Origin of the sequence: Amycolatopsis sp. NPDC051903 (assembly GCF_044452505.1) — a bacterium.
Classification (GTDB): Bacteria; Actinomycetota; Actinomycetes; order Mycobacteriales; family Pseudonocardiaceae; genus Amycolatopsis.
In genome coordinates, this window is record NZ_JBITBT010000029.1 from 99,046 (window position 1) to 113,777 (window position 14,732).

The window sequence follows — 14,732 nt, forward strand, 5'->3', positions numbered from 1 at the left end:
GTGGGGACCCGGTTCGAGCTCGTGCGGGGCAACGCCCGGCTCAACGCCCTGATCACGGTGCTCGCCGTCCCGGAGGACGGCGCGACCGCGACGCTGAAGGACAACATCGACGTCGCGGGCGTGCCGACCACCGCGGGCTCGCCGTCGCACGCCACCGGCCCGGCCGAGGCCGACGCGGAAGTCACGCGCTTGCTGCGCGAAGCCGGGTTCGCGGTGGTGGGCAAGAACAACATGGCCGAGTTCGCGATGGGTGCGACCGGCCGCAACGCCACGTACGGCGACTGCCTCAACGCGTGGGACCCGGCGCGCATCCCCGGCGGGTCCAGCAGCGGGTCGGCGGTGGCCGTCGCGGCGGGCCTGTCGGACGTGTCGCTCGGCACCGATACCGGTGGTTCGGGGCGGATTCCCGCGTCCGTCAACGGGATCGTCGGTCTTCGGCCCACGCTCGGCCGGGTCTCGAACCGCGGGGTGCTGCCCGTGAGCCGGTCGTTCGACACCGTGACCCCGATGGCGCGCGACGTGCGCACGGTGGCGGCCGCGCTGGCCGCGCTCGACCGCTGGGACCCGGCGGATCCGACGTCGGTCGACGGGCCGCGCACACCCGTCGACGGGCTGCTCGGGTCGGGCACGCTGCCGCGGATCGGGATCGCGGGCGGGTTCTTCGCCGAGGAGGTGGACGCGGGTGTGGCGCACGTGGTCCGCGCGGCGGCCCGCGTGTTCTCCGGGCTCGGGGCGCAGGTGGTGCCGGTCGAGGTGCCGTCGGCGGCCGGGGCGCAGGCGCGGATGCTCGACGTCATGTACCCGGAGGCCGCGGCCGTGCACGCTGCGCGGTTGCGGGACGCGCCGGAGACGATCGATCCCGACGTGCGGCGGCGCCTGCGGCTCGGCCTGGCCGTGCCGCCGGAGCGGACCGCGGCGGCGCGGGCGTGGCACCGGGACTTCCGCGCCGCCGTCGACGCGTTGTTCGCGCACGTGGACGTGATCGTGACGCCGACGATCCCCGTCGACGTCCCGCTCGCCGAAGGTGTGGACCTCGCCGCCTCGACGCGGGAGATCGCGCGGTTCACGTACACGTGGTCCAGCTACGGCGGGCCGTCGCTGAGCGTGCCGGGCGGGGTGCACCCGGAATCGAGCCTGCCCGTGGGCGTGCAGCTGAGCGCGGCGCCGTGGCGCGACGACGTGCTGCTGCTGGCAGCGGAGGTGTTCGAGCAGGCACGGGGCCCGTTGCGCTGAGCCGGCGGCGTCCACTGTGTCCGGTGGATGTTTACGCCCCGGAGACCGCGTCTATCCGCCCGGTATGGCATCGGAGGCCGGGCCCGGCCGCCGAGCCCCAGGTCCCGTCGGTTGAGCACGCCAGCCGGCGGGGCCGCGCTCGTCAGGGGGCCGGCGGCGCGAAACCGGGGACGAGGATGTCGAGCAGGCGCTCGGCCTGCTGTTCGCCGCCGGATCCGGGCGGTACGCGCCACAGGCAGCTCATCATGAGCAGCACGTCGTCGGGGTCGAGGCCGCGGCGCAGCGTGCCGTCGGCTTCGCCCGCGCGCAGGATCAGGGAGATCGCGCCGAGCACGGGGTCGCGGGTCTGTTCGATCGCGGCCGCGTGCCCGGCCTTGGTGAGCGCATCACCGAGCCCGCGTTTGAGCACGACGTAGTGCGCGAGCCTGAGGAACCACCGGCGCAGCGCGACCGGGGGCGGCTCCTCGGCGAGCAGTTCGGGCGCCCAGTCGACGACCTTGCCCACCTCGGTGCGGTAGACGGCGAGCACGAGCGCTTCGCGGGTGGGGAAGTGCCGGTAGAGCGTGCCCGGGCCGACGCCCGCGCGTTTCGCGATCGAGTTCAACGACACGTCGCCGTCCTCGGCCAGCGCGGCCGCGGCGGTCTCTAGGATGCGCGCGTGGTTGTGCTGCGCGTCGGTGCGGTCGGGCATGGGACCTCTCGGGGTGCGCGATTGCCGTGCGGAGAGCTCTCCGGAGCTCTCGGCGGAGAATTCTCCGTTTCAGTAAACCACAGGGATAGCCCTGGGTGTGCCGCCGGTCGGGTGCACCGTCTCCGGGTGTCCGTAGTGGACGGTCCGCAGGCACGAAGGTCCCTGTCATGACCTCACTTCAGCATCTCCTCGGATCCGGTTTCACGGCTGCGGCGACCGCGGCCGTCGCGCTCGCGGGCGTCGACCTGACCGGCCCGACCGCTGTCGTGACCGGTGGCTACTCGGGCATCGGCGTCGAGACGGTCCGCGCTGGCCGGGCTCGACGGGGTGGAGCTCGCCGCGCTCGACCTGCCGGACCCCGCTTCGATCGACGTGTTCACGCGCGGCTTCGTCGCGAGCGGCCGGCCGGTGCGTTCGCCTGCGGCGTCCGGCCGTACTCGGTGGACCCGGCGGCCGAGCGGCTGGTGGGTCTGAGCACGGCGCTGACGGGCGTTTCGCTGTCCTGAACCGCCCAGTTCGTGGAACATCAAGAACACCCCGAGGCTGAGGGTTCTCACCATGTGGTCGAACGGTAACCCGAACGGTTGAAGATCGACCGCGCTGGGTACCAGCACTGAGCTCGATCATCGCCTGACAGGGGAGGGCACAGCCATGACCGAGGAGCCGAACCCACCCGGCGCCACAGCCGTGTTCAGCGGGCCGGACACCGCGGCGGCCGCGCGGGTCACGTTGCGGGCCATGCTGGCCCACGTACCCGAAGCCATCGTCGGCGACGCAGTGCAGCTCATGGACGAACTCGTCACCGACGCCGGACGCGACGGCGCCACGTTCCGCGGCCTCCGGCTCGGCCTGGTGCCGTCCCCGCCCCGCCTCCGCATCGACGTGGAACGCGACGAACCCGAAACCCCGGCGGCCACCGCGCTCTCCCCCGACCGCGTCGAAGGCCGGTTCCTCCTGGAGGACCTCGCGTCCACCTGGTGGTCCCACACCCTGGGCGACATCTCGGTGACCCGCGCGGAACTCACGCTGCCGACCCGCTAGCGGACGCTGTCGGGCGTCGCTCGACCACGATGGCTGCCCGGTCACCGGGACGGGCAGCCGCGGGCGAGTGAAAGACGCCAGGCGTGTTCCGCAGCGGCGGCCAGGTAGAAGGCCGCCCACCACACAGCCCCGCTCTCGACCCGCTAGCGGGCGCGCTCCACCCGCCGCTCGTCCCACACCGGTTGGGGGGTTTCGCGCACCGCGCCGTCGGCGCCGAAGACGAGGTAGCGGTCGAAGGTGCGGGCGAACCAGCGGTCGTGGGTGACCGCGAGGACGGTGCCTTCGTACGCTTCGAGGCCCGCCCGCAGGGCTTCGGCCGATTCGAGGTCGAGGTTGTCCGTCGGTTCGTCGAGGAGCAGGGCGGTGGCGCCGCCGAGTTCGAGCAGCAGGATCTGGAACCGCGCCTGCTGCCCGCCGGAGAGGCGGTCGAAGGCCTGGTCGCCCTGGCGTTCCAGTTCGTACCGGCGCAGCACGGCCATCGCGGCGCCACGGTCCTTCGCGTGTTCGGTCCAGAGGAGGTCGACGAGCGACTGGCTCGCCAGCTCTGGGTGCGCGTGCGTCTGCGCGAAGTGCCCCGGCACGACGCGGGCGCCCAGCTTCCACGCGCCGGTGTGGGCGACGGCGCCGCCGGCCAGCAGGCGCAGGAAGTGGGACTTGCCCGAGCCGTTGGAGCCGAGCACCGCGACGCGTTCGCCGAAGAACACCTCCAGTGAGAACGGTTTCATCAGCCCCGTGAGCTCCAGGTCCTCGCAGGTCACCGCGCGCAGGCCGGTGCGTCCGCCGCGCAGCCGCATGCGGATGTCCTGCTGCCGCGGCGGTTCCGGCGGCGGGCCGGCCTCCTCGAACTTGCGCAGCCGGGTCTTCGCGGCCTTGTAGCGCGACGCCAACTCGTCGCTGCGGGCCGCGTACTGCTGCAGGTCCAGCACGAGCTTCTTGAGCTGCGCGTGCTTCTCGGCCCACCGCCGCTTGAGCTCCTCGTAGCGCGCGAACCGCTCCTGGCGCGCTTCGTGGTACGTGGCGAACCCGCCGCCGTGCACCCACGCGTCGCCGCCGGCCGGGCCGGGCTCCACGCTCACGATCTTCTCCGCCGCCCGCGCGAGCAGCTCCCGGTCGTGCGACACGAACAGCACCGTCTTGCGAGTTTCGGCCAGCCGGCCCTCGAGCCACCGCTTGCCCGGCACGTCGAGGTAGTTGTCCGGCTCGTCGAGCAGCAGCACCTCGTCCGGCCCGCGCAGCAGCGCCTCCAGCACGAGCCGCTTCTGCTCACCGCCGCTCAGCGTGCGCACGAGCCGCCACCGCGCCTTCTCGTACGGCACACCGAGCGCGGCGGTGGTGCACACATCCCAGGTCGTCTCGGCCTCGTAGCCCCGGACCTCGGCCCAGTCGCTCAGCGCCTGCGCGTACTTCATCTGCGCGGCCTCGTCGTCGACTGTCAGGATCAGCTCCTCCGCCGCGTCGACGGCCGCCGCGGCGGCGCGGATCCGCTCGGGTGCCACCGCCGCCAGGAGGTCGCGCACCGTGCGCTCGTCGCGGACCGAGCCGACGAACTGCCCCATCACGCCGAGCCCGCCCGACACGGTTACCGTGCCGCCGTGCGGCTTCAGCTCACCCGAGAGCAGCCGCAGCAACGTCGTCTTCCCCGCGCCGTTCGGCCCCACCAGCGCGACGACCGCGCCGTCACCCACGCGGAACGACACGTCGCCGAGCAGCGGCCGCCCGTCGGGCAGCGAGTAGTCGAGGTGCGCGACCTCCAGGTGACCCATGGGCGGGGAGTCTAGGTGACGCACCCGCCGGGGTTCGCCTGATTTACCGGAACGTCCGAAGTGGACGATCAGGCCTTCCGCTGCATGTCCCGCCTCGCCGGGTTGCCCTGCTCGGCCGCCTTCGGGTCCTTCTCGCCGGCCTTCGCGCGCACGCCGGTCTCGACGCGGTCGCCGAGGTCCTTGTCCACGTTGCGCCAGTACTCGAACGCGCGCTGCAGCACGGGTTCGCTCACGCCGCCCAGCAAGTGGCCGACGATGTTGTCCACCAGCCGCTCGCGGGCCGCGTCGTCGAGGACCTCGCGCACCATCGTGCCCGCCTGGCCCCAGTCGTCGTCCTGTTTGTGGTCGACGTAGGCCGACCGCACCAGGTCCCCGGCGGTGTGCCAGCCCGCGGGCGTGCCGTAGCGGTCGGTGTCCGCGCTCGGGCCGCCCTTCGAGTTCGGCGCGTACACCGGGTCCGACACCTTGGTGTAGCGCATCGCGCCGTCCTTGCTGTAGCTGTGCACGGGGGAGTGCGAGGCGTTCACCGGCAGCTGCTTGTAGTTCGCCCCGATGCGGTGGCGGTGCGCGTCGGCGTAGGCGAACAACCGGCCCAGCAGCATGCGGTCCGGGCTTGGACCGATGCCAGGCACCATGTTGTTCGGCTCGAACGCCGCCTGTTCGATTTCGGCGTGGTGATCGGTCGGGTTGCGATCGAGCGTCATGCGTCCGACTTCGATCAGCGGGTAGTCGCCGTGCGGCCACACCTTGGTGAGGTCGAACGGGTTGAAACGGTAATCCTGTGCGTCTTCGAACGGCATCACCTGGACGTGCAGTGTCCAGCTCGGGAAGTCGCCGCGCTCGATGGCCTCGAACAGGTCGCGAGTGTGGTAGTCGGTGTCCGCGCTGGCCATCTGGTCGGCTTCGTGCTGGGTGAAGAATTCGATGCGCTGATCGGTCTTGAAGTGGTACTTCACCCAGAACCGCTCGCCGGACGCGGTGACCCACAGGTACGTGTGCGAGCTGTACCCGTTCATGTGCCGCCACGTGCGCGGGATCCCACGGTCGCCCATCAGCCACGTCACCTGGTGCGCCGACTCGGGGGACAGGGTCCAGAAGTCCCACTGCATGTCGTGGTCGCGCAGGTTGTTGTCCGCCCGGCGCTTCTGCGAGCGGATGAAGTGTTGGAACTTCAACGGATCCTTCACGAAGAACACCGGTGTGTTGTTGCCGACCATGTCGTACACACCTTCGGTGGTGTAGAACTTCAGCGCGAACCCGCGCGGATCGCGCCACGTGTCGGGGCTGCCGCGCTCGCCGGCCACGGTCGAAAACCGCGCCACCATCTCGGTTTTCGCGCCGGGCTGGAACACCGCGGCCTTGGTGTACCGGCTGACGTCACCGGTCACCTCGAACCGGCCGAACGCGCCGCTGCCCTTGGCGTGCGGCTGGCGCTCCGGCACGCGTTCCCGGTTGAACTGGGCCATCTGCTCGATGAGGTAGTGGTCCTGCAGCGGGATCGGACCGTCCGGGCCGACGGTGAGCGAGTGCTCGTCGCTCTCCACCGGGATACCGGCGTCGGTCGTGGTGGGCTCCGGCCGCGGGTGCGTCATGTCGCCATCTCCTCGTGGTGGGGTGTCACGTCGCTCGCGACGGATACCCGGCGGGAAAGGGCTTACACGCGTGATCTTTCAGTCGCGGCCCAGCAGCGTGTCGGCGACGTGCTGGAGGTGGCGGCGCATGTGGTCGCCGGCGTTCACGGGATCGCGGTCGCGCAGGGCTTCGACGATCAGCGTGTGCTCGTCGTGGTAACAGGTGCGCAGTTCGGGAGTGGACGTGCGGCGCTTGAGGCTGCCCCACACCGGCAGCGAGCGCGCGGTGTTCATCACGTCGAACATGTTCATCAGCAACCCGTTGTGGGCCGCCACGGCGATGGCGCGGTGCAGCCCCGCGTCGGCGCGTTCGAAGCCCTCGAAGTCGTGCGCGGTGCCGCCGGCGCTCAGCGCGAGGCCGATGCGGTCGAGGTCGGCCTGGGTCGCCACGCGCGCCGCGAGTGTCGCGACCTGTGGTTCGAGCAACTGGCGCACCTGCATGATCTCGGCCGGGCTCGTGTCGGCGGGGGCGGGTTCCACGCGCTGCGCCGCGACGTCGGTGAGGAACGTGCCGCGTCCGACGTGACGCACCACGAGCCCGTCGCGTTCAAGCGAATCCAGAGCGCGGCGCACGGCGCTGCGGGGCGCGGCGAGCCGCTCCACGAGGTCGCGCTCGGTGGGCAGCTTCGCGCCCGGGCCGAGCGTGCCGTCGGCCGCGCCTTCGTCGAGCAGCGCGCGCAGGGCGTGTTCCACCGTCGTCATGGCCGCACTCTACCGCACAACTTCGGACCAATCGAAACCAATCACTGTGGTCGTGACCAGAGTTTCCGCTGCGTGTCGACAACGGTGACCAACGCGCGTACGGTCAGGCGAGTCCGTATTGGTGCACATTGGTTCAGATTGGTCTCGTATGAAGCTGGTGACCTTCTCGACCGGCGGCGGTGATCGGGTCGGCCTCGTGACCGAGGGGGACGCCGTTCTCGACGTCACCGATCTCGTACCGGGCGGGACGCTGCTCGGTGCCGTGGAGGACTGGACCGAGGTCGGTCCCGTCCTCACCGACCAGGCCGCGGGCCGTACGCCGGTTCCCCTCACCGACGTGCGGCTCCGCGCGCCGTTCCCCGCGCCCCGGCGCAACGTGTTCTGCGTCGGCAAGAACTACAGAGAGCACGCCGCCGAGTTCGGCCGCAGCGGGTACGACAGCCCGGACCGCTCGGAGGACCTGCCGACGCGCCCGATCCTGTTCTCCAAGGCCACCACCGCCGTCGTCGGGCCGGGCGCCGACGTCGACCCGCACCCCGGCCTCACCGCCGAACTCGACTACGAGGGCGAGCTCGCCGTGATCATCGGGCCCGGTGGCCGCGGCATCCGCCGGGAAGACGCGTTCGCCCACGTCTGGGGCTACACGATCCTCAACGACGTCACCGCCCGCGATCTGCAGCGCGACCACCGCCAGTGGCTGCTCGGCAAATCGCTCGACACCCACTGCCCGATGGGCCCGTACGCGGTGACGGCCGACGAGGTCCCGGACGTGACGGCGCTCGAGGTCGAAACCACCGTCAACGGCGAACAGCGCCAGCACGCCCGCGTGAAGGACCTCATCTTCGACATCCCGGAGCTCATCGCGACGCTCTCGGCCGGCATCACGCTGCTGCCCGGCGACGTGATCGCCACCGGCACCCCCGCCGGCGTCGGCATCGGCTTCGACCCGCCGAAGTTCCTCGCGAGCGGCGACGTCGTCGAGATCGCGATCACCGGCCTCGGCGTGCTGCGCAACCGCATCGCCTGAACCGTCCGGAAAGGAGCCCGCATGAAGATCAACGGAACGGACCTCGCCGTCGAGGTCGAGGGCAGCGGTCCCGCCGTGCTGCTCGTGCACGGCCTCGGCGGCACCGGCAACTTCTACCAGATCCAGGCCGACGCACTGGCTTCCGGCCACCAGGTCATCCGCGTCGACTCGGCGGGGGCCGGGCGATCGGGCCTGCGCGACGGCATCACCGTCGAATCGCACGCCGACGACCTGGCTGCGGTGCTCGACGAACTCGGCGTCGCGTCCGCGGCGGTGGTCGGGCATTCGATGGGCACGCTCGTCGTGCGCAGCTTCGCGGCCCGGTACCCGGCGAAGGTCACGGCGCTGGCGTTGCTCGGCGCCGTCGCGGAACCCGCCGAAGCCGGGCGCAAAGCGCAACACGACCGCGCCGCCGTCCTGCGCAGCGAGGGCACGGCGGCGGTCGCACCCGGCGTGGTCGCCAACGCCGTGTCGGAGGAGACCCGGCGCGATCGGCCCGAGGTGGCGGCGTTCGTGCGCGAGCTGGTGATGCGCCAAGACCCCGAGGGTTACGCGCGCAACTGCGAAGCCCTTGCCGCCGCAACGGATCCCGGGCCCGTCGACCCCGCGTTGCCGCTGCTGCTGGTCACGGGGGCCGACGACAAGGTCGGGGCGCCCGCCGTGAGCGAGGCGCTCGCGGCCGCGCACGGCAAGGCGAACCTCGAAATCCTGCCCGGGGTCGGGCACTGGACCGCGCTGGAGGCTTCCGCCGAGGTCACCTCGCTGCTGCTGAAGTTCCTGTAACCGCTTTCCCTCAACGACGAGAGGAACCACCGTGCCGCTCACCGCCGACCGGACCCTGTTCCAGAACGTGTCCATCTTGGACTCCACGGGTGCGCAGCCGTATCCCGGCGACGTGCTGGTGGACCACGACCACATCGCCGCCGTCGGCACCGTCGACGCGGCCGCCGCCGAAGGCGCCCGCGTGGTCGAGGGCCGGGGCCGCACCCTGATGTCGGGCCTGTGCGACGCCCACACCCACTTCACCTGGAACAACAGTGCCGACCTCGACGGGCTCGCCGCTTTGCCCGTGGAGGAACACCTGCTGTTCGCCGTCGAAAGCGCCCGGTCCTATTTGGACTCCGGGTACACGATGTGCCTGGGCGCCGCGTCGGCGAAGGACCGGCTCGACGTCGTCTGCCGCGACGCCATCAACGCCGGCCGGATCCCCGGGCCGCGGTACCTCGCCAACGGGCCGGAGATCGCCGTGACCGGCGGCGAGCTCGTGAAGGGCATCACCTGGTTCGCCGACGGGCCCGACGAGATGCGCAAAACCGTGCGGCGGCTCATCGAGATCGGCGTCGACCAGATCAAGCTGTCGATGACCGGCGAGGAGATCACGGGCACGCAGCGCGCCGAGGACACCTACATGTCCGACGAAGAGGTGGCGATGGCCGTCACCGAGGCGCACCGGCGCGGGAAGCGCGTGTGCGCCCACGCGCGCAGCGCCGAGAGCGTGAAGATGTGCGTGCGCCACGGCGTCGACATCGTCTACCACGCGAGCTTCACCGACGAGGAGGGCATGGACCTGCTGGAGCAGGCGAAGGACTGGGTCTTCGTGGCGCCCGGCGTGAACTGGCTCGTCGCGACGCTGTACGAAGCCGCCGACTTCGGCTTCCCGCAGGAGGCGGCCGAAGCCGTGGGCTACAAGCGCGAACTGGAAAAGGCCACGGCCGCGATGATCGAGATGCACAAGCGCGGCATCCGGGTGCTGCCCGGCGGCGACTACGGGTTCGCCTGGACCCCGCACGGCACCTACGCACGCGACCTGCAGCACTTCGTCGAGCGCTTCGAGTTCACGCCCATGGAGGCCATCCTCGCGGCCACCGCGCAGGGCGGCGAGATCATGCTGCGCGACGGCGAACTGGGCAAGGTCCAGCCCGGTTACCTCGCCGATCTGCTCCTCGTCGACGGCGACCCGCTCGCGGACATCACGGTGTTGCAGGACAAGGAAAAGCTCAACGGCATCATGAAGGACGGGCGGTTCCACAAGGATCCCGCCTGATCCTGCCGGGTGGATGGCGGTGCGCCTCCCGTTCGGCGAGGCGCACCGCTCACCCGGCGCGCAGCAGGCCCGTCCGGTCGTGGCAGCCGAGGTAGCGGAACTCCTGCTGGCCGGCGTCGGTCACCGTGATCTCGTGGTACAGCCGCACCTTCGCGGCCGGACCCATGGTGGACAGGTACTTCATGGCGGCCCGGAAGATGGCGACGTGCGTCGGGTGCGATTCGGCCCACGCTTCGAGGTCGGCCAGGCTGTGCCACCAGCTCAGGCCGAAGCTCTTGTCCGTCTCGGCGCCGGTTTCGTCGGTCACGCGCACGTACCGGTTGGCGTAGCAGCCGATGGCGCGGCCTTCGTCACGCAGGAAGTCCATGCCGGCGCGCAGCACGGGCTCGACGTCGCCGAGGTACAGGGCGCGTTCGTCACCCTCGGTTTCCGTCCACTCCTGACCGGAGCGGATGAGGCACAGGTTGCCCTGCGGCCGCACCGTGACGACGCCGGTCTCCGGATCCGTCTCGGCGGCGAGCTCGCCGGACGGTTCGAGGCGGTCGGTCTGCCCCAGCGGCAACCGGTCGCGGGCGCCGCCCCAGTAGCCGTGCTCGTGGATCTCGCCGCTGAGCTTCCCGGCGGCGACGGACACGCCTTCGGTGCGGTCGCTGGAGAAGAGCGTTTCGAACCGCCGCACGGTCGGGCGCACGACCTCGCTGAAGAAGCCCGCGTCGGGCGTCCGGTGGTGCGGGCCGGTCCACGCGCCGCGGGCCCGGGTCCAGCGGTCGTACTCGGCCGGGTCCGTCCAGTAGAGGATGGTGAGTACCGTCGTGTACCCGGCTTCGTCGACGTAGCGGGCCCGGTCGTGGTGGTCCGGCGCGTGGTCGACCGCGGCGTCGAGTTCGGCGAGGGCTTCGGCCACGACCGGCGGCGGCTGCGCCGCGCGGTACTGCACGCCGAGGTAGGCCATCACGACTTGCTCGACGGCGGGGTCGAACCGCGCGGAGAACGACGGGTACGGCGGGTGGAAGGTGTCCGGCTTGCGGCGCGGGTGGACCCGTTCGACGCGCAGGTGCTCGGCGATCGCGGATTCCACGGCGTCACACCGCCGGTTCGTGGTGGGTCATGGTGGCCTCCGGGGCAGTCGTACCGACGGCGGCCGGCTCCGGTGCCGCGGGGCCGGCCGGTTCGGGCGAACGTAACCGCGCAGGCGATCGCCGACTTGCTCCACCGTGCACCGGGGATTGCTGCAGAGTGCACGGTCCACAGTGGTCCGGCGTCAGACCGTGGCGGCGAGCTCGGGGTAGAGCGCCTCGAGCGGGCCGGACAGGTTTTCCTTGATCTCGCGCGACGTCTTGTCGGCCAGCACCTCGTGGGCGCCCGCCTCCAGGCCGTCGTAGATCGCGGCGACGATGTCGCGCGGGTCCTCCTTGTCGACGGTCAGGGCCTTGGTCATGGGCGTGTCCGTGTAGCCGAGGTGGGCGCCGAGCACCTGCGTGCCCTGGCCGGCGAGGTCGAGGCGCAGCGAGTTGGTGATCTGCCACAGCGCCGCCTTGCTCGACGAGTACGCGCCCGACTTGGCGAGCCAGCTCAGCGCCGAGTGGATGTCCACGAGCGCGCCGCCGCCGTTGGCCGCGAGCACGGGCGCGAAGGCCTGCGCCACGGCGAGCGCGCCGAAGACGTTCGTCTCGTACAGCGCGCGCACCTCGGCCAGCGGCGCGGTCAGCAGGCTGTGACGCCCGCTCACGCCGGCGTTGTTCACCACCACGGTGGTGTCGGCGGCCGCCGCGGCGGCGGCCTTGACCGACACCTCGTCGGTGACGTCCAGGGCGAGGGGTACCACTCGCTCGTCGTCCCACTCGCGCGGGGTGCGTGCGGTGGCGTACACGCGCTTCGCCCCGCGGGCGAGCGCCTGGTCGACGAACTCGAGGCCGAGTCCGCCGTTGGCTCCGGTGACCAGGACGACGGCGTTCTGCAGTGAAGTCATGACAACCTCCAGCTCTCTTGCTTGGAATAACCAAGTTAGCAAGCTGACTCCGGATTGCCAAGTGTGACGTATGATGGATTGCATGAAGGCCATGGAGCTCCCGGCGAACAACCGCTGTTCGATCGCGCGCAGCCTCGAGGTGCTCGGGCAGAAGTGGAGCCTGCTGATCGTCCGCGAGGCGTTCCGCGGGCGCACGCGCTTCGCCGAGTTCCAGAAGATCGGTGTGCCGACGGACCTCCTCGCGTCGCGCCTCGAGGCGCTCGTCGACGCCGGCGTCCTCACGCGGCGGCCGTACCAGCAGCCCGGGCAGCGCACGCGCGTCGAGTACGTGCTCACGCCGGTGGGGGAGGACCTCCTCCCGGTGCTCGCCGCTCTGTCCGAGTGGGGCGATGAGCACCTCCCCACCGGCCACGAACCCTCGACGGTCTACGTCGACACCACCGACGAGCGCCCGGTCCACCTCGCGTTCGTCGACGCGGACGGCACCGTCGTCGACCCGGAGAACGTCGCCTACCGCCGCGGCCCGGGCGACATCGGCGACTGAGCCCGCACGTCGTCGGCGTCGGTGCTCAGCGCGAGTTCCCGCTGCGCTTCGAGCTCACCGAGCCGTCCTCTCAGGGCGGCGGCGATGCTGTCGTACGCCGCCGCGCCGAACACCAGCTTCCGCGGGGCCGGCACGGTGCCGGCCGAGGTGATGATCTCCCGCGCGATCTTCACCGGATCCCCGGCGACTGCGTGCCGAAGGGTTTCGGCGTCCATGCCCCCGTTCAGCGCACGCCGGACCTGGCCGAGAATGCCGGCTTCATACACGGGGAGCGGATCGGCTTGCGTGAGGTTCGTGGTGAACCCCGTCCGCGTCCCTCCGGGCGCCACGATTGTGACCTCGATCCCGAACGCGGCCAGCTCGATCGCCGCCGCCTCGAAGAACCCTTCCACCCCGAACTTCGACGCGTTGTACACGCTCATCCCCGGGTCGGGCACACTCCCACCCGAACTCGACATCTGGATGATCCGGCCCCCACCCTGCTTCCGCAGCCACGGCACCACCGCGCGCACCAGGTGAATCGGCCCGGCGAGGTTGACGCCCAACTGCCGCGCGACGTGCTCCTCACTGAGCTCCTCGACCGCCCCGAGTGTCCCGAACCCGGCGTTCGAAAACACGACATCAATCCGCCCGAGTTCCCCGAACGCCCTGTCCGCCACGTCCCGGACCGCCCCCGCCCGTCCGACATCCAGATCGGCCGTCCACAGCCGATCACCATGGTCCTTTCGCAACACCTCCCACTTCCCACCGCCCGCCCGCGCCGTGGCCGCCACCCGGTGCCCCTCCCCGAGCAACTGCCTGGCGACTTCAAACCCGATACCGGCGGAAGCGCCGGTGATGAACCACGTTTTCATGACGACCAATGTAGTCATCGTCTAGATAGTAGTCAACGACTACATGGTGAGTTGACGCACGCCCGGCGTTCTCGATCCGACACCCCTAGTCCGCACAATCACGCGCCCGCCCACGCCAGCACCACCCCTGCCACGCCCCGACCACAACCACCACCACACGACCGAACCCGACCAGGACGTGGCCGAGATCGACCACCGACCGACCGAACTCGACCAGGATTGCGGTCGCCGCCGACCATCAGGCGGCGAACCTCATCAGGCCGTGGTCGCTGCCGACTATCGAGCGGCGGAGGATGGCCAGGATGCGGTCGAGACTGACCATTGCGCGCCCGAACTTGATCGGGATGTGGTCGCGGCCGACCACCGCGGGTGCGAACTTGATCGGGTTTTTGTTCGCAGCCGACCATCGAGGGGGCGAGCATGGCCGGGATGTGGTCGAGACCGACCACCGAGCGGCCGAGCATGGCCAGGTTGTGGTCGCTGCCGACCACTGCGGGCGCGAACTTGATCAGGTTTTTTGGTCGAGACCGGCCGTCGAGCGGGCGAGCGTGACCAGGATGTGGTCGAGACCGACCACCGCGCGGCTGAACCTGACCAGGATGTGGTCGAGACCGACCACCGCGCGGCTGAACCTGACCAGGATTTGGTCGAAGCCGATCGCTGCGGGCCCGCACTTGATCAGGATCGGTCGCAGCCGACCACCGCGTGCGCGCGCATGACCAGGTTTTGTTCGCAGCCGACCATCGAGCGACCGAACCAGAACACATCTTGTTCGCAGCGAACCCACTGTGATCGGGCCTGGGCACCTCGACGTGGCAATACCCCCATGGAGCGTTGGTTTTGAGACTGATTCCCGGTGTCCCTCACCGTTTTCGATCACGACGATCAGGCACCACCATCACCGATCGTTTTCGAGCAAGCCCACGGTGCCGTCAACCAAGCAAGTGGTCCGCAGCCGAACCCAAAACGTTCAGCACCAACCAAACCTTGACGACACTCGACCGCCAACCCGACCACACCTCACCACCCACCAACCCACACCCGACCACCCGGCGACACCTGCACCCAGACCCAGCCCTGCACCTCGATCCGAAGCCTCCACGCGGTCTGGATCACCTTGTCAAGGCACGCTTTCCAGCCTTGACAAGGTGATCCAGACCGTCGTTACCATCATCGGCTCCGGGGTGCAGGACGAGTCCCGGGCGCAACGTCGCGCGCTAGCGCGACGCGCCC

15 protein-coding genes are annotated in these 14,732 nt (G+C 70.6%); 6 read left to right on the top strand and 9 right to left on the bottom strand.

All coding sequences use genetic code 11. From position 1 onward, the window contains the following. Positions 1-1,233 (top strand): amidase, encoded by a 1,233-nt coding sequence (locus tag ACIA77_RS38705; RefSeq protein ID WP_395891089.1) that lies wholly within the window; start codon positions 1-3, stop codon positions 1,231-1,233. Positions 1,234-1,375: 142 nt separating this feature from the next. Here ACIA77_RS38705 and ACIA77_RS38710 read toward each other — a convergent pair whose 3' ends face one another. Then, entirely contained in the window at positions 1,376-1,924 is a 549-nt protein-coding gene (locus tag ACIA77_RS38710) for a TetR/AcrR family transcriptional regulator (protein ID WP_395891090.1), read from the bottom strand. A 173-nt stretch (positions 1,925-2,097) separates the two neighbouring features. After that, positions 2,098-2,538, bottom strand: coding sequence for a hypothetical protein (locus tag ACIA77_RS38715; RefSeq protein ID WP_395891091.1), 441 nt, complete (start codon positions 2,536-2,538; stop codon positions 2,098-2,100). Positions 2,539-2,575: 37 nt separating this feature from the next. Between ACIA77_RS38715 and ACIA77_RS38720 the strand changes: the two genes are divergently transcribed. After that, on the top strand, positions 2,576-2,965 hold the full coding sequence (locus tag ACIA77_RS38720) for a hypothetical protein (RefSeq protein WP_395891092.1): 390 nt from the start codon (positions 2,576-2,578) through the stop codon (positions 2,963-2,965). A gap of 143 nt (positions 2,966-3,108) precedes the next feature. Here the strand turns inward: ACIA77_RS38720 and ACIA77_RS38725 are convergent, their stop codons facing one another. The 3 genes from ACIA77_RS38725 to ACIA77_RS38735 form a co-directional block, all read right to left on the bottom strand. Continuing rightward, entirely contained in the window at positions 3,109-4,728 is a 1,620-nt protein-coding gene (locus ACIA77_RS38725) for an ABC-F family ATP-binding cassette domain-containing protein (protein ID WP_395891093.1), read from the bottom strand. Between the two features lie 68 nt (positions 4,729-4,796). Then, positions 4,797-6,320, bottom strand: coding sequence for a catalase (locus ACIA77_RS38730; protein WP_395891094.1), 1,524 nt, complete (start codon positions 6,318-6,320; stop codon positions 4,797-4,799). A 78-nt stretch (positions 6,321-6,398) separates the two neighbouring features. After that, positions 6,399-7,061, bottom strand: coding sequence for a FadR/GntR family transcriptional regulator (locus ACIA77_RS38735; protein ID WP_395891095.1), 663 nt, complete (start codon positions 7,059-7,061; stop codon positions 6,399-6,401). A gap of 148 nt (positions 7,062-7,209) precedes the next feature. On the opposite strand from ACIA77_RS38735, the gene ACIA77_RS38740 reads away from it, so the two are divergent. Genes ACIA77_RS38740 through ACIA77_RS38750 form a run of 3 tightly spaced genes read left to right on the top strand, consistent with a single transcriptional unit; the run spans position 7,210 to position 10,132 of the window. Then, entirely contained in the window at positions 7,210-8,088 is an 879-nt protein-coding gene (locus ACIA77_RS38740; protein WP_395891096.1) for a fumarylacetoacetate hydrolase family protein, read from the top strand. A 21-nt stretch (positions 8,089-8,109) separates the two neighbouring features. Then, positions 8,110-8,871: an alpha/beta fold hydrolase gene (locus tag ACIA77_RS38745; protein WP_395891098.1), complete on the top strand. Its 762-nt coding sequence runs from the start codon at positions 8,110-8,112 to the stop codon at positions 8,869-8,871. A 31-nt stretch (positions 8,872-8,902) separates the two neighbouring features. Next, entirely contained in the window at positions 8,903-10,132 is a 1,230-nt protein-coding gene (locus ACIA77_RS38750; RefSeq protein ID WP_395891099.1) for an amidohydrolase family protein, read from the top strand. Positions 10,133-10,181: 49 nt separating this feature from the next. Here the strand turns inward: ACIA77_RS38750 and ACIA77_RS38755 are convergent, their stop codons facing one another. Next, complete coding sequence (locus ACIA77_RS38755) at positions 10,182-11,210, bottom strand: phenylacetaldoxime dehydratase family protein (RefSeq protein WP_395891101.1); 1,029 nt, start codon at positions 11,208-11,210, stop codon at positions 10,182-10,184. Positions 11,211-11,393: 183 nt separating this feature from the next. After that, positions 11,394-12,101 carry an SDR family oxidoreductase gene (locus ACIA77_RS38760; RefSeq protein ID WP_395891102.1) on the bottom strand — a complete coding sequence of 236 codons (708 nt, stop codon included), beginning with the start codon at positions 12,099-12,101 and terminating at the stop codon, positions 11,394-11,396. An 82-nt stretch (positions 12,102-12,183) separates the two neighbouring features. Between ACIA77_RS38760 and ACIA77_RS38765 the strand changes: the two genes are divergently transcribed. Continuing rightward, the gene (locus tag ACIA77_RS38765; protein ID WP_395891103.1) at positions 12,184-12,645 is read left to right on the top strand and encodes a winged helix-turn-helix transcriptional regulator; all 462 of its coding nucleotides are present in this window, start codon (positions 12,184-12,186) and stop codon (positions 12,643-12,645) included. Here ACIA77_RS38765 and ACIA77_RS38770 read toward each other — a convergent pair. Next, positions 12,612-13,517 (bottom strand): SDR family oxidoreductase, encoded by a 906-nt coding sequence (locus tag ACIA77_RS38770; protein WP_395891104.1) that lies wholly within the window; start codon positions 13,515-13,517, stop codon positions 12,612-12,614. The two genes, ACIA77_RS38765 and ACIA77_RS38770, sit on opposite strands and share 34 nt — an antisense overlap. A 490-nt stretch (positions 13,518-14,007) precedes the next feature. Next, positions 14,008-14,286, bottom strand: coding sequence for a hypothetical protein (locus ACIA77_RS38775; RefSeq protein WP_395891105.1), 279 nt, complete (start codon positions 14,284-14,286; stop codon positions 14,008-14,010). Positions 14,287-14,732 lie beyond the last annotated feature (446 nt).

Excerpts from the sequence above, each read along its gene's own strand:
- ACIA77_RS38710 (WP_395891090.1), bottom strand. The coding sequence starts at position 1,924 with ATGCCCGACCGCACCGACGCGCAGCACAACCACGCGCGCATCCTAGAG.
- ACIA77_RS38720 (WP_395891092.1), top strand. The coding sequence starts at position 2,576 with ATGACCGAGGAGCCGAACCCACCCGGCGCCACAGCCGTGTTCAGCGGG.
- ACIA77_RS38725 (WP_395891093.1), bottom strand. The coding sequence starts at position 4,728 with ATGGGTCACCTGGAGGTCGCGCACCTCGACTACTCGCTGCCCGACGGG.
- ACIA77_RS38730 (WP_395891094.1), bottom strand. The coding sequence starts at position 6,320 with ATGACGCACCCGCGGCCGGAGCCCACCACGACCGACGCCGGTATCCCG.
- ACIA77_RS38735 (WP_395891095.1), bottom strand. The coding sequence starts at position 7,061 with ATGACGACGGTGGAACACGCCCTGCGCGCGCTGCTCGACGAAGGCGCG.
- ACIA77_RS38740 (WP_395891096.1), top strand. The coding sequence starts at position 7,210 with ATGAAGCTGGTGACCTTCTCGACCGGCGGCGGTGATCGGGTCGGCCTC.
- ACIA77_RS38745 (WP_395891098.1), top strand. The coding sequence starts at position 8,110 with ATGAAGATCAACGGAACGGACCTCGCCGTCGAGGTCGAGGGCAGCGGT.
- ACIA77_RS38760 (WP_395891102.1), bottom strand. The coding sequence starts at position 12,101 with ATGACTTCACTGCAGAACGCCGTCGTCCTGGTCACCGGAGCCAACGGC.
- ACIA77_RS38765 (WP_395891103.1), top strand. The coding sequence starts at position 12,184 with ATGAAGGCCATGGAGCTCCCGGCGAACAACCGCTGTTCGATCGCGCGC.
- ACIA77_RS38770 (WP_395891104.1), bottom strand. The coding sequence starts at position 13,517 with ATGACTACATTGGTCGTCATGAAAACGTGGTTCATCACCGGCGCTTCC.